Annotated in this window: 20 protein-coding genes and 2 tRNA genes; 7 read left to right on the top strand and 15 right to left on the bottom strand. The window is 60.7% G+C overall.

Annotated features, from left to right (window positions below):
* Window positions 1-31 precede the first annotated feature (31 nt).
* Entirely contained in the window at window positions 32-817 is a 786-nt protein-coding gene (locus tag ACOQOT_RS03090) for an EAL domain-containing protein (RefSeq protein ID WP_420560914.1), read from the top strand.
* A 262-nt stretch (window positions 818-1,079) separates the two neighbouring features.
* A complete protein-coding gene (locus ACOQOT_RS03085) occupies window positions 1,080-1,313 on the top strand; it encodes a DUF4167 domain-containing protein (protein WP_420560913.1) in 234 nt (77 codons plus the stop codon).
* Between the two features lie 503 nt (window positions 1,314-1,816).
* Here ACOQOT_RS03085 and ACOQOT_RS03080 read toward each other — a convergent pair.
* From ACOQOT_RS03080 to ACOQOT_RS03025, 12 genes are all read right to left on the bottom strand, one after another.
* Window positions 1,817-1,892 (bottom strand) — tRNA-Phe (locus ACOQOT_RS03080).
* A gap of 125 nt (window positions 1,893-2,017) precedes the next feature.
* Window positions 2,018-2,248, bottom strand: coding sequence for a DNA gyrase inhibitor YacG (locus tag ACOQOT_RS03075; RefSeq protein WP_045449216.1), 231 nt, complete (start codon window positions 2,246-2,248; stop codon window positions 2,018-2,020).
* Window positions 2,245-3,765, bottom strand: coding sequence for an Rne/Rng family ribonuclease (locus ACOQOT_RS03070; protein ID WP_420560912.1), 1,521 nt, complete (start codon window positions 3,763-3,765; stop codon window positions 2,245-2,247). Before ACOQOT_RS03070 ends, ACOQOT_RS03075 begins: the two co-directional genes overlap by 4 nt.
* Window positions 3,766-3,911: 146 nt before the next feature.
* Window positions 3,912-4,577 (bottom strand): Maf family protein, encoded by a 666-nt coding sequence (locus ACOQOT_RS03065; protein WP_420560911.1) that lies wholly within the window; start codon window positions 4,575-4,577, stop codon window positions 3,912-3,914.
* A 52-nt stretch (window positions 4,578-4,629) separates the two neighbouring features.
* A complete protein-coding gene (gene infA, locus ACOQOT_RS03060; RefSeq protein ID WP_045449210.1) occupies window positions 4,630-4,848 on the bottom strand; it encodes a translation initiation factor IF-1 in 219 nt (72 codons plus the stop codon).
* A 109-nt stretch (window positions 4,849-4,957) separates the two neighbouring features.
* Complete coding sequence (locus ACOQOT_RS03055; RefSeq protein ID WP_420560910.1) at window positions 4,958-5,686, bottom strand: SIMPL domain-containing protein; 729 nt, start codon at window positions 5,684-5,686, stop codon at window positions 4,958-4,960.
* Window positions 5,687-5,769: 83 nt separating this feature from the next.
* Window positions 5,770-6,219, bottom strand: a complete 450-nt coding sequence (locus ACOQOT_RS03050; protein ID WP_420560909.1) for a low molecular weight phosphatase family protein — start codon at window positions 6,217-6,219, stop codon at window positions 5,770-5,772.
* 6 nt (window positions 6,220-6,225) lie between these two features.
* Window positions 6,226-6,747: a UPF0262 family protein gene (locus ACOQOT_RS03045; RefSeq protein ID WP_420560908.1), complete on the bottom strand. Its 522-nt coding sequence runs from the start codon at window positions 6,745-6,747 to the stop codon at window positions 6,226-6,228.
* A gap of 70 nt (window positions 6,748-6,817) precedes the next feature.
* A complete protein-coding gene (gene hisD, locus ACOQOT_RS03040) occupies window positions 6,818-8,113 on the bottom strand; it encodes a histidinol dehydrogenase (RefSeq protein WP_420560907.1) in 1,296 nt (431 codons plus the stop codon).
* A 76-nt stretch (window positions 8,114-8,189) separates the two neighbouring features.
* A complete protein-coding gene (locus ACOQOT_RS03035) occupies window positions 8,190-8,636 on the bottom strand; it encodes a DUF2948 family protein (RefSeq protein WP_420560906.1) in 447 nt (148 codons plus the stop codon).
* A 45-nt stretch (window positions 8,637-8,681) separates the two neighbouring features.
* Entirely contained in the window at window positions 8,682-9,971 is a 1,290-nt protein-coding gene (murA, locus tag ACOQOT_RS03030) for a UDP-N-acetylglucosamine 1-carboxyvinyltransferase (protein ID WP_420560905.1), read from the bottom strand.
* Window positions 9,972-10,173: 202 nt separating this feature from the next.
* Window positions 10,174-10,329, bottom strand: a complete 156-nt coding sequence (locus ACOQOT_RS03025) for a hypothetical protein (protein ID WP_420560904.1) — start codon at window positions 10,327-10,329, stop codon at window positions 10,174-10,176.
* A gap of 155 nt (window positions 10,330-10,484) precedes the next feature.
* Between ACOQOT_RS03025 and ACOQOT_RS03020 the strand changes: the two genes are divergently transcribed.
* The 3 genes from ACOQOT_RS03020 to ACOQOT_RS03010 all read left to right on the top strand — a co-directional run bounded on the left by ACOQOT_RS03020 (window position 10,485) and on the right by ACOQOT_RS03010 (window position 13,051).
* A tRNA-Thr gene (locus ACOQOT_RS03020) sits at window positions 10,485-10,559 on the top strand.
* A gap of 138 nt (window positions 10,560-10,697) precedes the next feature.
* Window positions 10,698-12,188 carry a SulP family inorganic anion transporter gene (locus tag ACOQOT_RS03015; RefSeq protein ID WP_420560903.1) on the top strand — a complete coding sequence of 497 codons (1,491 nt, stop codon included), beginning with the start codon at window positions 10,698-10,700 and terminating at the stop codon, window positions 12,186-12,188.
* A gap of 8 nt (window positions 12,189-12,196) precedes the next feature.
* Window positions 12,197-13,051, top strand: coding sequence for a universal stress protein (locus tag ACOQOT_RS03010; RefSeq protein WP_420560902.1), 855 nt, complete (start codon window positions 12,197-12,199; stop codon window positions 13,049-13,051).
* A gap of 61 nt (window positions 13,052-13,112) precedes the next feature.
* On the opposite strand, the gene ACOQOT_RS03005 is transcribed toward ACOQOT_RS03010, so the two are convergent.
* Window positions 13,113-14,018 (bottom strand): haloalkane dehalogenase, encoded by a 906-nt coding sequence (locus ACOQOT_RS03005; protein WP_420560901.1) that lies wholly within the window; start codon window positions 14,016-14,018, stop codon window positions 13,113-13,115.
* Window positions 14,019-14,135: 117 nt separating this feature from the next.
* Window positions 14,136-14,501 carry an HPF/RaiA family ribosome-associated protein gene (locus ACOQOT_RS03000; RefSeq protein ID WP_420560900.1) on the bottom strand — a complete coding sequence of 122 codons (366 nt, stop codon included), beginning with the start codon at window positions 14,499-14,501 and terminating at the stop codon, window positions 14,136-14,138.
* Between the two features lie 181 nt (window positions 14,502-14,682).
* On the opposite strand from ACOQOT_RS03000, the gene ACOQOT_RS02995 reads away from it, so the two are divergent.
* Together ACOQOT_RS02995 and ACOQOT_RS02990 are read left to right on the top strand one after the other, a co-directional pair.
* Window positions 14,683-15,396, top strand: a complete 714-nt coding sequence (locus tag ACOQOT_RS02995) for a DUF6134 family protein (protein ID WP_420560899.1) — start codon at window positions 14,683-14,685, stop codon at window positions 15,394-15,396.
* Window positions 15,389-16,231: an SDR family NAD(P)-dependent oxidoreductase gene (locus tag ACOQOT_RS02990; protein WP_420560898.1), complete on the top strand. Its 843-nt coding sequence runs from the start codon at window positions 15,389-15,391 to the stop codon at window positions 16,229-16,231. Before ACOQOT_RS02995 ends, ACOQOT_RS02990 begins: the two co-directional genes overlap by 8 nt.
* On the opposite strand, the gene ACOQOT_RS02985 is transcribed toward ACOQOT_RS02990, so the two are convergent.
* A complete protein-coding gene (locus tag ACOQOT_RS02985) occupies window positions 16,207-17,667 on the bottom strand; it encodes a cryptochrome/photolyase family protein (RefSeq protein WP_420560897.1) in 1,461 nt (486 codons plus the stop codon). The two genes, ACOQOT_RS02990 and ACOQOT_RS02985, sit on opposite strands and share 25 nt — an antisense overlap.
* Between the last annotated feature and the right edge of the window lie 83 nt (window positions 17,668-17,750).

Below are 17,750 nucleotides of genomic sequence, written 5' to 3'. Positions count from 1 at the left end.
TCCTTCTCAAAGAAGTAAACGGAGAGACTGTGTGAGTAACCTTTCGCAAGGATGTCAGGGCTGCCGGGACGGCAAACCACTTCCCTTCGATTTTACCGTTGCCTTTCACCCCATCATCGACGCGGGCGCGCATAAAGTATGGGGCTATGAGGCATTGGTGCGCGGGCTGCAGGGCCAGGGCGCGGGGCACATTCTCTCGCAAGTCGATGACACCACCCGATACAAGTTCGATCAGGCCGCCCGCGTGAAGGCGATTGAGCTGGCCGGGCAGATTTTCCCGAAGGACGGCACGCGTCTTTCCATCAATTTTATGCCGAACGCAGTTTACGAGCCTGTGGCCTGCATCCGCGCCTCGCTGGCCGCCGCCGCCCGAGTACGCTTTGCACCCGAACGCATCATGTTCGAGTTTACCGAAGACGAGCGTATGGAAGACACGGCCCATATCGAGCGGATCATCGCCGAGTACAAACGGATCGGCTTTTTGACCGCCATCGACGATTTCGGTTCGGGCTATGCCGGGCTCAATCTCTTGGCGAATTTCCAGCCCGATATGATCAAAATCGATATGGATATCATCCGGAATATCGACACAAGCCCCGCGCGCCAGGCGATTGTTGCCGCCATCGGCCATATCGCCCGCACGCTCGATATCACGATCATCGCTGAAGGAATCGAAAGCCGCGCCGAGTTCGAGATGTTACGTGCCGCCGGGATCGAGCTCTTCCAGGGGTTCTATTTCGCCAAGCCGGGCATCGAAACCCTGCCTAAAGTCCCCTTCCTTGCCGGGCCGCCCCTTGGAAAGGCCGCGCAGGCTTGAGACAGCGCGTCGGGGCGACCGCAGATAGTCGCCCCACTGCCATTGTAATGACACAAAAGGCGCTTATCTCTTTACCAACGCGCAGACATTGATGCGGCTTTAAGCCAAGCAGATTTGTCTGAGGGCGCTCGCGGCCGGATGTACGCCGCAGCGCCCCTTCGCGTTTCCCCCCTCTTCCTCTTGCGGCCTCTTCGTTCCTTGCGGAACCGGTCCGCCTCATTCATTCCAGAAACGGATAGAGCCTTCATGCAAGGCCTCAACAATGACCATAGAAACAACCAGAAACGGCAATAGCCGCCGCCCTCGCGCTCTCACCTCCAACGCCGCGCCGCAAGGCACGATGGCCAGCTGGAAAAAGCGCTTCGACTATTACACCGCGCTTGCCAAAGAACACGGCATCTCGAACGACCGTGTCGCCCAGGAAAACAGCTACCAGCACGCCGAACATTATTTCCGCCTGATGAACGCGCGGACCAGCCCGGCCGGTGCGGAATAAATACCGCGCCCACTCCCCGGCACCCCCTAAAAACGCACATCATTATCATTTGGGCATTTAAGCCTAAATGGTATGAATACAGATTATCTGCTTAAAGACTAATTGAAAATATCGATTGCACCCAATGAGCTGCCGTCCTAGCATTCTGCCGTAAAGACTGGGGAGCTAAAGATGATACGGATACTCGTTACGTCCATTGCCATTGTGGTTATGAGTTCCAGCGCCTTTGCGCACGGGGGTGGCTGCCGAAAAAGCTCACCTCCTGGCCAATGCTGCCATATGGACAACAGCACAGGCGTCGTCCATTGCCATTGAGCGACTGACCGCCCCTCGAATGGAACCACTTCTGGTCTCCGACGGTTCCCGGGTCTGACGGGAAGCGCTGGGACGTGGCGGTGATGCAGGCAAATCAGAACAAAAAATGTCCCATTTTTTCGGGTGGAGACAAAATCAGACGATACCCCCGCCTAACTCGCTGATATCGTTAAAATCTAGGAAAGAAGTGGTGCCCAGGGGCGGAATCGAACCACCGACACTGCGATTTTCAGTCGCATGCTCTACCAACTGAGCTACCTGGGCATCTGGCCTGAGTTTAGGCCGGTCCGGGGAGCCCCGGACGCGAGTGGGCGGTTTATAGGAAATCGGGCCGGGCCTGTCCAGTAGAACCTCACGCGCAAAGCCCGGAATCTGCCCTTTTCCCGGCCCTAGTCTTCCTCACCGCCGGAGGGGCGCTGGGCCGCCTCGCGCAAAGCCGCTTCGGCCTCGAATTCGTCCGGCGGCTCGACGGCAGGGATCGCATAGGTGCCTTTTAGCCAGCGGCCGAGATCCACATCCGCGCAATGTTTCGAGCAAAAGGGCCGGTACTTCATCACCATGGGCTCGCCGCAAATCGGGCAGGGCCGGGCCTTTTTGTCGTTATCGTTGGCCGCGCTCATGTCACCACTCCAATCTCCACCCGCTCGCGGTCGAAGCGGGGCTCGCGGATCAGCTCGACCTTGGCGGGGAATTTCGCCTGCAGGCGCTGCATCAGATGGCCTTCCTCACGCTCCAGCCAGTCGGCGACTTCCGGGGCGACATAGACTTCCAGCGGGCGGCCGGGCGCCGCCGCCCCTTCACGCACCAGCCGGCGCAGCACTTCATTGCCCATGGTCGCCGCCGTCTTGATGCGCGGGCGGCCCTTGCGGCAGGTCGATTCGGTCAGCAATTTATCCAAGGGCTCCCGGGTGCGCTTGCGCGTCATTTCCACCAGGCCGAATTCGGACATGCCGGAAATTTGCGTCGGCACGCGGTCCCGCTCGAAACCCGCATTCAGCGCGTCGATCACCTTGGCGATGTTTTCCTCGTGGCTCATGTGAATGAAATCGATGACGATGAGCCCGCCCGTGCCGCGCAGGCGCAGCTGATGGATGATCGCCTCCACCGCTTCAAGGTTGATGCAGGCACTCGTCTCCTCAAGGCCGGTCGCCGCCGTGTATTTGCCGGAATTGACGTCGATAGCGGTCAAGGCTTCCGTCGTCTCGATGGTGATCCAGCCGCCCGAAGGCAGTTCGACGCGAGGCTCCAGCGCCTTTTCGATTTCCTCTTCGATGCCGTAAAGCTCGAAAAGCGAGCCCGGCCCGTTGAACAGCTCTAGCCGGTCCAGCATTTCCGGCATGGCGCGCTCGCAGTAGCGCCGCGCCTCGCCATAAGCTTCCGCATCGTCGATGAGAACGCGCCCCGTCTCAAGGCTCGCATAATCACGCAAGGTCCGGCTGACGGGGTCAAGGTCATGGAAGACGACGGCGGGCGGCGCGGATTTCTTCTCCGCCGCGCGCACATCCGCCCAGTCCTTCGCAATGCGTTTGGCGTCTTCGATGATTTCCGCTTCCGTTGCCGCAAGCGCGGCGGTGCGCACGATGAAACCTGCAGGCTCCCCCGTCACGCCGCAGGCCTGCAGCTTATGGGCAATGCCTTCCACAAGGCCGGTGAGGCGCGCGCGTTGTTCTTCATCTTCGATACGCCGGGAAAGCGCGATGCCGGACTGGTTCGGCACCAGCACGAGAAGCCGTCCGGGAATGGTGACATTGGCCGAAAGCCGCGCGCCTTTCTCCCCGATCGGGTCTTTGACGACCTGTACGAGAATGGACTGGCCTTCATGGACGCAGGTGTTGATGGGCGGCAGGTTTTCCGCGTCATAGGAGGGCAGATAGCAAAGGCAGCGGGCCTCGCGCACGCCCAGAAAACCTGCCCGGTCGAGGCCGATATCGACGAAAGCCGCCTGCATGCCGGGCAAAACGCGCTGCACGCGCCCGAGAAAAATGTTCCCGAGCAGGGAGTGACCGGCCCGGCCGGTCTTGGCCTTCACGTCCTCTTCATTCGTGCGCTCCAGCACGAAATCGACGGGACGGCCGTTTTCCACCACGGCGACGCGCGTTTCGCCGAGGCCTACATTGATCAACACTTCCTCGGACATACATTCCCCGATGGCAATCCCCGATGGCAATCCCCGATGGCAATCCCCGATGGCAATCCCAATGGGCGCTTGCCGCTCCCCTTCCGTTTCCACAATCCTAGAGCTTTCGGTCCCCCTTGGGAACCGAGCCCGGCTCCGGCTTTCTTTTAGCTTAAAGAATCTGTGAAAAGAGGAAAGCCAAGGCCGCTTAAAAGTTTCACTGTTTCCGCAAGGGGAAGGCCGACAACGGAAGAATAAGAACCGGAAATAGAGGGGATGAAGGCCCCGGCAAGGCCCTGAATGGCATAGCCGCCTGCTTTGCCCTGCCATTCGCCGCTTTTCAGATAGGCCCGCATTTCCAGGTCCGAGAGGCGCTTGAAGGTGACGCGGGTCATCACCACGCGCGCGGCTTGGCTCGCCCCTCTCACTACGCAAATGCCGGTATAAACCCTGTGGCTCGTGCCGGAGAGAAGCTCCAGGCAGGCGCGCGCTTCCGCTTCCGTTTCCGCCTTGGGCAGAATGCGCCGCCCGCGCGCCACAACCGTGTCGGCGGCCAGAAGATATGCCGTCTCATCGCCAAAGCGGGCGGCGGCCGCCGCTGCCTTTTCCCGCGCCATGCGCGCGGCATAGGCGCGGGGCAACTCGCCTTTCAGCGGGCTCTCGTCGATATCCGCGCCTTCTTGTGCATCCGGCACAATGCCGGCCTGCGCCAAAAGCGCCAGACGGCGCGGCGAGGCGCTGGCAAGGATCAGCCGCGCGGGCACGCCTTCTCCGGGCTCATTGCTTCCGGATTTCGGGCTATCGGGCTCTTTAGAAAATGAAGCGGCCATCATATCGCCCGCCTGTCAAAGGGCATGCCTGTCAGGGCGCCAGCCGGTTCGGCGCTTATTTGAAGCGATAGGTGATCCGCCCTTTGGTCAGATCATACGGGGTCATTTCGACCTGGACCTTGTCGCCCGCCAGCACGCGAATGCGGTTCTTGCGCATTTTTCCGGCCGTATGGGCAATAATCTCGTGCCCGTTCTCGAGCTTCACCCGGAACGTTGCATTGGGCAGCAGTTCGGCAACTACGCCCGAAAACTCGATCAGTTCTTCCTTCGCCATTCTCAACCTTCAGTAATTTGCGCTGGAGAATGCGCAGATCGCCGCCGGAAATCAAGCGTTCCGGCGGGTCTTTTTGACGCAAAAACAGGGTTTTAGGCGAAATCGGGCCTTAATCAACCAGGAAATAGTCGATACTGGAGACGACGCGCACCCTTTTGGCGATTTGACTCGATTCAGAAATGCCCGGCGCCTGGTCCCGGGCGAGGATCTGAAAGACCCCCTGATTGGCCCTTTTGATGCCGCCGAGCTTGCTGTCCGAATCCTCGGCAAAGCTCTGTGCCGCCTCGCGGGCCCGCGCCGTTGCCTCATCCAGCATTTCCGGCTTCAGCTCGGCCAGCGATTTGAAAAGATAGATAGGCTGCGAGGGACCCATATCGGAAGAAAGAATGACGCCCGCCTCCACCAGCTCGGAAGCCGAGCGGGCGGCTTCGGCCACTTTTTCCACTTCCTCGGAGCGCAGCATCAAAAGCTGGGAAATGATGAAGCGGTTATCGATGGGCCCGGAGCGGTAAGGCTGGGCCGCGACATCGGTCACCTGCAGGCTCTGCAGCTCGATGCCCGCATCCTCAAAGCCGTATTTGCCAAGAAACGCACGGATCGCCTCCGCATCGGCGCGGATTTTCCCCTGCACCTCTGTCAGATCGTTGCCTGTCGCCACAAAGCGGATCGGCCAGAAGGCAAGATCCGCCGTCACATTGCGCTCGGACAGGCCTTTCACGGAGACAACCCTGTTGCCCATATGCGCGTCGTAATAGCCGGTGCCGATGAAATAGCCGCCGGCGGCAACGCCAAGCCCGACAAGGGCGCCTGCAATGATGGAAAGCGGTGAGCCAGCCATGAACGTCTCCAGTAAATCCCCAAACCTGGGAGAGTTTAGCCGGGAAAATGCGGCGGGACTAAGACAGCGACAAAGACGGTGCCCTATTCCTCTTCCTCGCCGAAACGCGCCTTGATCTGCGCGGCCAGATCATCGCGCACTTTGCGGTAGGCCTCGATCACCTGATCGCGCGCGCCTTGCACGGCGGTCGGGTCATAGGTCGGCCAATATTCCACCTCCAGCGCTTCGGTGCGGGTCAGCTCCACCGCCTTGTGCTGGGCCTCAGGCGTCAGCGAGATGACGATGTCGAAGGAGGTATCCTGCAACTCATCGAAGCTTTTGGGCTCGTGATCCTCGATGGGCAGGCCGATCTCGGCCATCACCGCCATGGCGAAGGGATCGGGATAACCGGCGCGCACGCCCACCGAATCCACGAAAATCCGGTCGCCGAAATAATGTTTCATGAGCGCTTCGGCCATGGGCGAGCGGACCGCATTGAGATTGCATGCGAATAGCACCGCGGTCGGGCGGGTTTTGGCAGGCGTTTCCACCATCCCGGCCTATCCTTTGATGTGTAGCACGCAGATCAGCGTGAAAAGACGCCGGGCCGTGTCGAAATCCACCGCGACCTTGCCCTCAAGGCGGTCCTTCAAGAGCTGCGAGCCTTCATTGTGAAGGCCGCGGCGGCCCATATCGATCGCCTCGATCTGTGCGGGCGCCGCCGTCTTGATCGCGTCGTAATAGCTCTCGCAGATCAGAAAATAATCTTTGATGATTTTGCGGAAAGGCGTGAGCGAGAGCATGAGGCGGCCATGCGCGCTGTCATCTTCCAGACGGATGTCGAAGACGAGGCGGTTTTCCTCGATCGCCAGATGCAGCTTGTAGGGCCCGCCCTCGCTGCCTTCCGGGCGGAACATGTTTTCTTCCAGAAGATCGTAGATGGCGACCTTGCGCTCATGCTCCACATCTGGGCTGCGTCGCACCACCGTGCGCTCATCCAGCACAAGGTCGACGATGCGGTAACGCGCGCGTTCCGCCTCGCTCATCGTCAGGTCATCACCCTCTGCCGACTCTCCCGTCATGCGGTCACTCTAAGGCCGATCCGCGCCGATGGCGAGGGGCTGATGCGCCCCCGCGCGGCGCGTGGATAAATTATTTATTGAGCCGGATGGAAACCGAGCGGCCATGGGCCTCCAGCCCCTCCGCCTCGGCCAGCGCCACGGCAGCTGGACCAATGCGCCCAAGGGACTGCGCGTCGCAGCGCACGTAAGAGGTGCGCTTCATGAAATCGAGCACCGAGAGCCCCGAAGAGAACCGCGCCGAGCGCGCCGTCGGCAGGACGTGGTTCGTCCCGGCGACATAATCGCCCACCGCTTCGGGTGTATAGCGCCCGAGGAAGACGGCGCCCGCATTGCGGATGCGCGCAGCCAGCGCATCGGGATCGGCCACGGCAAGCTCAAGGTGCTCCGGGGCGAGCCGGTCCACCAGCGCCGCTGCATCTTCCAGCTTGTCCACGGTGATGATGGTGCCGAATTCCTCCCAGCTTGCCCGGGCGATCTTTTCACGCGAGAGCAGCTTCAATTGTCCCTCGACTGCTTCTTCCACTGCCTTGGCGAAAGCTGCGTCATCGGTGATCAGGATGCTTTGCGAGGAGGCATCGTGCTCGGCCTGGCTGAGAAGATCCGCAGCAATCCAGCCCGGATCGTTCTGAGCATCCGCAACGACGAGAATTTCCGAGGGCCCGGCAATCATGTCGATGCCGACCTGGCCGAAGACCTGGCGCTTGGCGGCGGCAACAAAGGCATTGCCCGGCCCGACAATTTTATCGACAGGCGCGATGCTCTCGGTCCCATAGGCAAGCGCCGCCACGGCCTGCGCCCCGCCGATGCGGTACACTTCGCTGATCCCGGCAATGCGGGCGGCCGCCAGCACCAGCGGATTGACCACGCCGTCCGGCGTCGGCACCACCATGACGATGCGCTCGACCCCGGCAACCTTGGCCGGCACCGCGTTCATCAGCACCGAGCTTGGGTAAGCTGCTGTGCCGCCCGGCACATAAAGGCCTGCCGCTTCCACCGCCGTCCAGCGATGGCCGAGCTCGACACCCGCCTCATCGGTAAAACGGTCTTCGGCAGCGGGAAGCTGGCGAGCGTGAAAGGCGCGGATACGCTCGGCGGCAAGCTTCAGTGCCTCCACCGTGGCGCTGCCGCATTTGGCTTCGGCTGCCGCCAGATCTTCCTCGGAAATCCGCAGGCCCGCCGCATCGAGCTCCAACCGGTCGAACTTGGCCGTCAGCTCCACCAATGCCGCATCGCCGCGCGTGCGCACATCTTCAATGATGGCGGCAACGGTCTTGTTCACGTCCTCGGAGACTTCGCGCTTGGCATGAAGCACGGTTTGAAACGCGGTTTCAAAGTCCGGAGCGCTGGCTGCAAGGCGGAAAGTCATGGAAGCGGTCTTTCAAGTTTCTCTGGCAGGTGAGAATAAAGGGACAATCGAACAAATAGGGCGGCAGACACGCGGATCACGCGTCATCCTCATGGGAGGGCAAGTTCGGGGTTTCCCAGACCTCGCCCATATCCCGAAGCTGGGCTTCCAGCGCCTCGACTTCAAGGCGGATTTCACCGTCGCCGGAAAAGGTGAGCACCACCGTGCCCGAAGGCGCCTCGCCTTCCTCGAAGGAGATCGAGAGAAGATTGAGCACACCGTCCGGATTGTCCTGGCGGATTTTGCGCGATTTGACCGAGAGCACATTGGAAAAATGAAGGCCGGTGCGCGCCCGCTCGAAGGTCTTTCGGCGCTTCTTGCCCGCCTGCGCTTCTTCCCAGCGGAAGCGGTTGAAAACGGCGGCAAAAATGCGCGAGCCGGGCAGATAGGAGAGATCACCTACAAGCCCCACTGCGTCCTGCAGATAGGCGGCGATCACTTCCAGATCTTCCTTGTCTTCGGCTATCAGCTTGAGCGCCTGCATGGCTCTTCCTTGTTTCAGTCCTTCGGGGCTTGATCCTTGGGGCGTTTATTTCAGCCGCTCGATCCGCGCGCCGCAGCGCCCCAGTTTATCCTCGATCCGCTCGAAGCCCCGGTCGAGATGATACACCCGGTTGATAATGGTTTCGCCCTCTGCCGCCAATCCCGCAATGACAAGCGCAGCAGAGGCGCGCAGGTCCGAGGCCATGACGGGGGCGCCTTTGAGCTTTTCCACCCCGTGCACGATGGCTTTATCCCCGTGCAGCGAGATATTGGCGCCGAAACGCGCCAGTTCCTGCACATGCATGAAGCGGTTTTCGAAAATCGTCTCGGTGATTTCCGCCTCCCCTTCCGCACAGGTCATCAAGGTCATGAACTGGGCCTGCAGGTCGGTGGGGAAACCGGGATAGACCTGAGTGACGACATCGACCGCCTGAAGGCGCGAGCCATTGCGCCGAACGGTGATTTCATCGCCTTTGACCAGCGCCTCGACGCCGGCGGCGCGCATCACGGTCAATGCCGCCTCGATCGTGTCGGGCCGCGTGCCCGTCAGCGTCACCTCGCCGCCCGTCATGGCGGCGGCCATGGCATAAGAGCCCGTCTCGATCCGGTCCGGCAGCACTTTATGGGTCGTGCCGTGCAGCTTTTTCACCCCTTCGATCCGGATGGACGAGGTGCCCGCCCCTTCGATCTTCGCGCCCATGGCGTTCAGGCATTCGGCAAGATCGGCGACTTCGGGCTCGCGGGCGGCGTTTTCAAGCGTGGTGACGCCGTTTGCAAGAGCCGCCGCCATCATCAGCGTATGGGTGGCGCCAACCGAGACAAGAGGCGAGCGGATCACCGCGCCCTGCAGCCCGCCCTTGGGGGCGCGGGCAATGACATAACCTTCGTCGAGCTCGATCTCGCAGCCCATTTTCTCAAGGCCCTTGATGTAAAGATCGACCGGGCGCGCGCCAATGGCGCAGCCGCCGGGCAGCGAGACTTTCGCCTCCCCGAAACGGGCAACGAGGGGCCCAAGCACCCAGAAGCTCGCGCGCATTTTGGAGACAAGTTCATAAGAGGCTGTGGTGGAAGTAATATTGGCGGCATTCAGTGTCAGCCGGTCTCCGCCGCTGCCATCACCTGCGCGCGGCAGCTCTTCCAACGCCGTTTCCACGCCAAGCTCGCTCAAAAGCCGGGCGAGCGTGCGCACATCCGTCAAGCGCGGCAGGTTTTCCAGCACCAAAGGCTCATCGCTCGCCAGCGCCGCGGTCATCAGCGGCAGGGCGGCGTTCTTGGCCCCTGAAATTGCGATACGCCCCATCAGCGGCTGGCCGCCTAGAATTCTGATTCTGTCCATTTAGTCCCCAATCGGGCGGGAAGGCCCCTTTCTGTCCTTATAGGAAGCCCGCGAGCCCCCCGCAAGGCGGCCCTCCCGGCATGCTTAAAGCCCGCCGCCGGAAAGGGGCCGGGCTTCAGCTGCAAAGAAGCGGAAAATTCAGGCAAGTCTATGGCGGCCTAGTCTTAAGGGATCAGTCTGGAAGGGCTTAGTCTCAAAGGGCTTAGTCTGGGGCACCCTTTTCGGCCTTACCGGATGCGGGCTCTTCCGCCGCCTCCTGCTTGCGCCCGCGCGCCTGCGCCTTGCGGCGGCGCAGATTGGCCCGTAAGGCTTCTTCCAGGCGGCGCTGCTTTTCATCCTGCTGGACTTTATTCGCCATATCGCTTCCGCAATCGGGGTCTTACCAAGACTTTTCACCTCTGATTTGCCGCCAGATTAAGCCTCGGTCAAGAGGTGCGATCCATACTTGCGCTCAGGGCGCCCCTGTGGCAGTTTCCGCCCCGCTGAACGCCCTGCTTTGCAGCGGCTCCCGGCGCCCTCGTAGCTCAGGGGTAGAGCACTCCCTTGGTAAGGGAGAGGTCGAGTGTTCAATTCACTCCGAGGGCACCATCTTTTCCATTCAGCATCCCACAAATCGGCCTAAAGACCGGCGCGATTTCTGCCTCCGACGGGTCTGGCAGGCCTGATCCGGCTTGGCGGCAGACCGCCCGCTTTCTACCCGCGCGCACGGCGCGCCAGGAGCCTTCCTTGACCGACGATTTTGCCTCCCGCCTGAAAGCCGAATGGTTCGGCAATATCCGCAATGACGTGCTCGCCGGCCTCGTGGTGGCGCTCGCCCTCATTCCCGAGGCCATCGCCTTTTCCATCATTGCCGGGGTGGACCCTAAAGTGGGGCTCTACGCCTCCTTTTCCATTGCCGTGCTCGTTGCGATCACGGGCGGGCGGCCCGGCATGATTTCGGCGGCAACGGCGGCCACCGCCGTTTTGATGGTGACGCTCGTCAAGGATCACGGGCTGCAATATCTCCTCGCCGCCACGGTGCTGGCCGGCATGCTGCAAATCGGCGCGGGGCTTGCCCGGCTCGGCTATGTCATGCGCTTCGTGTCGAAATCGGTGATGACGGGCTTTGTAAACGCGCTCGCCATTCTGATTTTCATGGCGCAGCTGCCCGAGCTCACCAACGTGCCCTGGCTGACTTATGTGATGGTGGCAGGGGGTCTTGCGATCATCTATCTCCTGCCGCGCCTGACGAAAGCCGTGCCCTCCCCGCTTGTCTGCATTCTCGTGCTCACCGCTATCTCGCTTTATTTCGGGCTCGACCTGCGCACCGTCGGGGATATGGGCGAGCTGCCCTCCTCCCTTCCCGTCTTCATGCTGCCGGATGTGCCGCTCAATCTTGAAACCTTCATGATCATTCTGCCTTATTCGGCAGGGGTTGCGGTGGTCGGCCTTCTGGAATCGCTGATGACGGCGAGCATCGTCGATGATCTGACCGATACGCGCTCGGACAAAAACCGCGAATGCATCGGCCAGGGCGTTGCCAACCTTGCGACCGGGTTCATCGGCGGCATGGCGGGCTGCGCGATGATCGGCCAATCGGTGATCAACGTAAAATCGGGCGGGCGCGGACGGCTTTCCTGTTTCTGCGCCGGGGTGTTTTTGCTCTTCCTCATCGTCGTGCTCGGCGACTGGGTGGCGATCATTCCCATGGCCGCTCTAGTCGCCGTCATGATCATGGTTTCCATCGGGACGTTTTCCTGGGCCTCGCTTGCCAATCTGAAGAGCCATCCGCGCTCCTCAAGCGCGGTGATGCTCGCCACGGTCTTCTTTGTTATCGCCACGCATAATCTTGCTATCGGCGTGCTTGTCGGCGTGCTTTTGTCGGGAATTTTCTTTGCCTGGAAAATCTCGCAGATCTTCCGCGTCACCTCCACGCTTTCCGCCGACGGCACACACCGCACTTACATTGTCGAAGGGCAGGTGTTTTTTGCTTCGGCGGATGATTTTCTGGCCAGCTTCGATTTCAAGGAAGTGCTGGATAAAGTCACCATCGATCTTAGCCGCGCCCATATCTGGGATATTTCCAGCGTGGCGGCCATCGATATGGCTGTGTTGAAGTTCCGCCGCGAAGGGGCGAAAGTCGATCTCATCGGCATGAACGAGGCAAGCGAGACCATCGTCGACAAGCTTGCCCTGCATGACAAGCCCGGCGCGCTCGAGCGCCTGATGGGCCATTAGGGGGAAAAATGAAAAAACTCATGGCCCTGATCGACGGATCGGTCTATTCGCGCAGTGTGTGCGATCATGCCGCTTGGGTGTCCCGGCGCACGGGTGCGGAAGTGGAGCTCTTTCATATGCTCGGCCGGCGCGATGTCGCGGGCGCTCCGGCGGATTTCAGCGGCAATCTCGACGCCGATGCGCGCGACACATTGCTTGCCGAGCTTGCCGAGCTCGATGAACAGAAATCCCGCTTCGCCCAGCGCCGCGGCCGCCTCATCCTGGAAGATGCGCGCAAGCGCCTGGAAGAAGACGGCGTGCGCGAGGCCGCCAGCAAACTGCGCCACGGCGATGTGGTGGAGACGGTGCAGGAATTCGAGGGGCAGGCCGACCTCATCGTCATCGGCAAGCGCGGCGAGGCGGCCGATTTCGCCGCGCTGCATCTCGGCTCGAACCTGGAGCGCGTGGTACGGGCAAGCCAGAAACCGGTGCTCGTCGCTGCCCGCGCCTTTCAGCCCATCGGCCGCGTTCTCGTCGCCTTCGACGGCGGCCCGAGCGCGCTGAAAGCCGTGAACTACATGGCCGAAGGTGATCTCTTCAAAGGCCTGCACTGCACGCTTTTGACCGTGGGCAGCGAGACGGACGATCATCGCCGCCAGCTTGAAGATGCCGCCCATCAATTGCGCGCGGCAGGTCTTGAAACAGACCACGCCATCGTTCCCGGCCAGGCGGACAGTGTGATTGCGGATAAGGTGGCAAGCGACAAGATCGACCTCGTCGTCATGGGCGCTTACGGGCACTCACGTATCCGCAATCTCATTATCGGCAGCACGACGACGGAAATGATCCGCTCTTGCAAAGTGCCGATCCTGCTTTTCCGCTAAGGCAGCAGACATGAAAAAGGCGCCGGGGTCCGGCGCCTTTTTTGCTGCGAGGAAAACGCGATCAAGCGGTGCGCTTGATGAACCCGTCGATCAGCTCCACCAGCTCGGCGGGCTTGTCCTCCTGCAGGAAGTGGCCGCCGCCTTCGATCGTGACATGAGGCTGGCCTTTGGCGCCCGGAACACGTTCCTGGAAAATCTTCTCCCCGCCCTTCGTCACCGGGTCCTGGTCGGAAAAGGCCGTCAGGAAAGGCTTCTCGAAGGCTTCCAGCACTTTCCAGGCGGCTTTGTTCTCCTCCACCGAAGGATGCTCGGGCGTGATGGGGACGAGCGCCGGGAAGCGCCGCGCGCCGGCCTTGAAACTTTCATCCGGGAATGGCGCGTCATAGGCCTTCTTGTCGGCCTCGGAAAAGTCGCGCACGCTGCCGCCATTCACAATATCCGCGACGGGCAGGACCGGCGTGCTCTGGCTGAAATCGAGCCACTGCTTGAAGGCCTCGCTCCAGCCCGTGCCGATGGGAAGGCCGGTATTGGCAACGACGACGCGGGCAAAGCGCTCGGGGAACGCCGCCACGAGACGCAGGCCGATAAGCCCGCCCCAGTCCTGACAGAAAAGTGTGATGTTTTTCAGATCGAGCCCGGTCAGCCAATCGCTCATCCAGGCGACATGGCGCTCGAACGTATAATCTTCCTGCTCGGCGGGCTTGTCCGATTTGCCGAAGCCGATGAGATCGGGCGCGAGCACCCGGTGCCCTTTTTCAGCCAGCCCCGTCACCATATGCCGGTAAAGGAACGACCAGGACGGCTCTCCATGCATCAGAAGCACGGGGGTGGCATCCTTCGGGCCTTCCTCGACATAGTGAAGACGCAGCGGCGTGCCGTCCGCGTCTTTGAAGTCATGATAATGCGGCGCGAAGGAATAATCCTCGAGCCCTTCGAAACATGTATCCGGCGTTCTGAGAACCTTCACCGGCTCCTCCCTGTTTTCGCTTTTGTGCGTTTCTTTTCAGCTTGCGCCGGCCGCCTTGGGGGGCGGACCGACCTTGCGCAAAAGTCTAACGTGAAAAGAAGGGAGAATGGATCACGATTATGCCAGAGGCGTCGAAGGTTCGTGGTTTTTCACCTTGCCTTGCATCTTATCCACCGCGCCTTTCATCTGGCGCTTGGCGGCGAGGAAGGCATGATGCACGGCCACTTGCGGATCATCATGGGCTTTTTCGGGAGAATGGGCGCCGTCGATAATGACCTGTTTGCCGCCGGGAAGATTGATTTGCAGCCTGGCGGTAAAGGGGCCGGGCTTGTGCTTCTGGCCCGGAGGGGTCGCCACCACGACGCGGCAACTCGTAAAACGCCCAAAGATTTTTTCCAGCGCTTCAACCTCTTCATGAATGCGTTCACGCAGCGCTTCGGACGCGTCCAGATGATCGAACACAACTTCGACGGTTGCCTGCATGGCGATCTCCTTCCTGGCCTTGGTAAGAGCCCCTCTTTAGGAGCTAAGGATAGCTTAACCGAAATCAATGGGCTTGCGATTGATCTTTGTCATACGAACGCCCGCCCCCTCGTGAAAGGTCCGGAGTGAACCGGATGGGGAATGGGCACGTAAACCTGACATCATGTTCAGGAGCCCCCAGATGCGCCGCTTTTCCGCAAGCCCCGGTGTTTGGAAGTTAGTATTAACTTTTCTGACCGCTATCCTGCTGCAAGTCCCTCCTGCGCAGGCGGCAAAAGAACCCGGCACGCTCGCCCCGGCCTATGATTTCGCCATCGAGATGGATGGGCGCGATGTCGGGCGTCACACGATTGCTTTTGAAGAGATCGGCGACGAGTTGCACGTCCATATCAACATCGATATCGAAGTGTCTTTCGGGCCCATCACTTTTTTCAGATATGCCCATGAAAACCACGAAATCTGGAAAGACGGCCGGCTCATCTCACTCGAAACGAAAACCGATGATGACGGCACACTTTACGAAGTAAGCGCCAAGGCGGGTGAAGAAGGCCTCGCCGTTACGAGCACCTCAGGCTCTTTCGTTGCGCCCGCCGGCATTTTGCCCACCAGCTATTGGCGCCCCGACACGGTTGAGCAGACGCAGCTCCTCGACACCCAGCGCGGCCGCCTCATCGAGGTGGCAAGCGTGAAGGCGGGGGAAGAGATGCTGCAATTGCCGCAAGGGGCAAAGCGCACAGAGCATTACAGAATGACCGGCGATCTCACGCTCGATCTTTGGTACGGCGAGGAAGGCACGCTGCTCAACATTGCCTTCAAAGCGAAAGGCCGCTCCATCGCTTATGCGGTCAATGCGCTCGACTACCCTGAAATGCAGAAGGTGGCCCGTTATGAATAGCGAAATGCAAAGACAAATCGCCTGGATTACCGGCGCAAGCTCGGGTCTTGGCCGGGAGCTCGCCCTGCTTATGGCACAGGAAGGCTGGAATGTTGCGATCAGCGCGCGGCGCACCGAAGAGCTGGCGGCCGTTGCCGCCGAAGCGCGTAGCTATCTTGGACGGATCTTGCCCGTGCCGCTCGACACGACCGACGCGGCAAGCGTGAAAGCCGGGGTGGAGCGCATCGAAAAGGAATTCGGCCCCATCGATCTTGCCGTCTTCAATGCCGGCACCCATCACCCGATGCTGGCCGAAGAGATCACGGCGGAAGCGGCGGGCGCGCTTATCGATGTCAATCTGAAAGGCACCGCCAATTGCCTTGCCGCCGTGCTGCCCTTCTTCCTGGAACGTAAAGCCGGGCATCTTGCCTTTGTCGCCTCCATGTCGAGCTACCGGGGCCTTCCCACCGCCGCCCTCTACGGGGCAACGAAAGCCGGCATCGTGAATATGGCCGAAGCCCTGCAGCCGGACCTGAAGCGCTCCGGCATTAAGGTGCAGGTGGTCAATCCCGGCTTCGTCAAAACCCCGCTGACGGACAAGAACGACTTTCCCATGCCCTTCCTGATGGAAGCGGATGAGGCGGCTCGGGCTTTTTATAAAGGTCTGCAAAGCAGGAAATTCGAGATCATGTTCCCGAAGACCTTCGGACGGATCATGAAAGTGCTGCGCCTTCTGCCCGCCTCGCTTGCTCTGAAACTGACGGCGCGCGCCATCCCGAAAGAAAAACCCGGTGCGGGCAAAAGCGCTGCCACCACTAAAAACAAAAGCGCTCAGGAAACGCGCTTGACCGCCTGATAGGCTTCAAGCGCCCTGTCCCGCGCCTCAAAATGATCGACGATGGGCGCAGGGTAATCGCGCCCGATCTTAATGCCCGCTTTTTCAAGCGCCGCTTCCGGCGCTTCCCAGGGCCGGTGAATGTGTTTGTCATCGAGCCCGGCAAGCTCCGGCACCCATTTGCGGATATAAGCGCCCTTGGGATCGAACTTTTCGCTCTGAAGGACCGGATTGAAGATACGGAAATAGGGTGAGGCATCGGCGCCCGAGCCTGCCACCCACTGCCAGCTTGCATAATTATTGGCAAGATCGGCATCGACCAGCGTGTCCCAAAACCAGTCCGCCCCTTCTTTCCAATGCACAAGCAAATCCTTGATGAGAAAGGAAGCAGCGATCATGCGCACGCGGTTATGCATCCAGCCCGTGTGCCAAAGCTCACGCATACCCGCATCGACAATGGGATATCCGGTCTTGCCCGCGCACCAGGCTTTGAAGCCTTTCTCATCCTTTGCCCAGGGAAAGGCATCGAAAGCGCTTTTCCAGTTCTCGCTCTCAAGCGAGGGCCAGTGATAGAGTAGATTGTGGGAGAAATCCCGCCAGGCGAGCTCTCGCAAAAACGCCGTGCCCGATTTCGTTTGCATGGCATCGGAGGCAAAGGCCGCTTCCGTCGCCGCCCAGACCTGCCGGGGGCCGATCTCGCCCCAATGCAGATGCGGTGAAAGACGGGAGGTGGCAGGCTCCGCCGGCAGGTCGCGTTTGGTGGGATAACCGGACAAGTCCTCATCCAGAAAGGCGGCAAGCCGCGCGCGCGCGCCTTCCTCCCCCGGTTGCCAGGTCTCTTTGAGCCCGCCCGCCCAATCGGGTTTTGTCGGGAGCAGCGCAAAGCTTTCAAGCACCTCTCCCGTCACTTCGGGGCCAGCCACCAGTTTTTCCGGCGCAGGCAGGGGCGCGGGAATGGCTTTCTGCTGCAACGCTTTCCAGAACGGCGTGAAGACCTTGAAAGGCTCGCCCGTCTTCGTCGCAATCTCCCAAGGCTCGCAAAGCAGCGCGGCATTGAAGCTTTTCACTTCAAGGCCCTTTTCTTTCATGGCGTCTTTGATTTTTTTATCCCGCGCAATGGCGGCGGGCTCATAGCAGCGGTTCCAGTAAAGCGCGCGGGCGCCGGTTTCCGCGGCAAGCTTTTCGAGAATGGGAGCTGCGGCCCCGCGTTTTAAGAGAAGCGGGATACCGCGTTTTTCAAGAGCCGTTCCAAGCGCGGCAAGAGAATGATGAAGCCACCAGCGCGAGGCGCCGCCCAGCGGCATCACCTCTTCATCCAGAATGAAAATGCAAAGCAGCGGCGTGCCGCCGTGAGCCGCCGCCCGCAGCGCCGGATTGTCTTTCAGGCGCAGGTCCTGCCGGAACCACATAATGGCTGGGGAGGCAGGTTGGGCAGCGGCGTCGGGGGACTTAACCATCGTGTCGGCTCGCAGTTGAAATCACTGCAAGCTTCTACGAGTGGGGCGCCCGCGCGGTTTACCCGTGCGGGCGTCCAAAACCC

The sequence above is a fragment of the Tepidicaulis sp. genome (genome assembly GCF_965222285.1).
Lineage (GTDB): Bacteria > Pseudomonadota > Alphaproteobacteria > Parvibaculales > Parvibaculaceae > Tepidicaulis.
Note: the sequence above shows the minus strand (reverse complement) of the source record. Positions and strands in the feature narration are given on the sequence as shown.

Coding starts and splice junctions, on each gene's coding strand:
- infA (WP_045449210.1), bottom strand. CDS start 4,848: ATGGCGAAGGAAGAACTGATCGAGTTTTCGGGCGTAGTTGCCGAACTG.
- hisD (WP_420560907.1), bottom strand. CDS start 8,113: ATGACTTTCCGCCTTGCAGCCAGCGCTCCGGACTTTGAAACCGCGTTT.
- ACOQOT_RS03000 (WP_420560900.1), bottom strand. CDS start 14,501: ATGCAGGCAACCGTCGAAGTTGTGTTCGATCATCTGGACGCGTCCGAA.
- ACOQOT_RS03050 (WP_420560909.1), bottom strand. CDS start 6,219: ATGGTGGAAACGCCTGCCAAAACCCGCCCGACCGCGGTGCTATTCGCA.
- ACOQOT_RS03065 (WP_420560911.1), bottom strand. CDS start 4,577: ATGATGGCCGCTTCATTTTCTAAAGAGCCCGATAGCCCGAAATCCGGA.
- ACOQOT_RS03010 (WP_420560902.1), top strand. CDS start 12,197: ATGAAAAAACTCATGGCCCTGATCGACGGATCGGTCTATTCGCGCAGT.
- ACOQOT_RS02985 (WP_420560897.1), bottom strand. CDS start 17,667: ATGGTTAAGTCCCCCGACGCCGCTGCCCAACCTGCCTCCCCAGCCATT.
- ACOQOT_RS03025 (WP_420560904.1), bottom strand. CDS start 10,329: ATGGCGAATAAAGTCCAGCAGGATGAAAAGCAGCGCCGCCTGGAAGAA.
- ACOQOT_RS03035 (WP_420560906.1), bottom strand. CDS start 8,636: ATGCAGGCGCTCAAGCTGATAGCCGAAGACAAGGAAGATCTGGAAGTG.
- ACOQOT_RS03045 (WP_420560908.1), bottom strand. CDS start 6,747: ATGACGGGAGAGTCGGCAGAGGGTGATGACCTGACGATGAGCGAGGCG.
- ACOQOT_RS03070 (WP_420560912.1), bottom strand. CDS start 3,765: ATGTCCGAGGAAGTGTTGATCAATGTAGGCCTCGGCGAAACGCGCGTC.
- ACOQOT_RS03085 (WP_420560913.1), top strand. CDS start 1,080: ATGACCATAGAAACAACCAGAAACGGCAATAGCCGCCGCCCTCGCGCT.
- ACOQOT_RS03075 (WP_045449216.1), bottom strand. CDS start 2,248: ATGAGCGCGGCCAACGATAACGACAAAAAGGCCCGGCCCTGCCCGATT.
- ACOQOT_RS02990 (WP_420560898.1), top strand. CDS start 15,389: ATGAATAGCGAAATGCAAAGACAAATCGCCTGGATTACCGGCGCAAGC.
- ACOQOT_RS03055 (WP_420560910.1), bottom strand. CDS start 5,686: ATGGCTGGCTCACCGCTTTCCATCATTGCAGGCGCCCTTGTCGGGCTT.
- ACOQOT_RS02995 (WP_420560899.1), top strand. CDS start 14,683: ATGCGCCGCTTTTCCGCAAGCCCCGGTGTTTGGAAGTTAGTATTAACT.
- murA (WP_420560905.1), bottom strand. CDS start 9,971: ATGGACAGAATCAGAATTCTAGGCGGCCAGCCGCTGATGGGGCGTATC.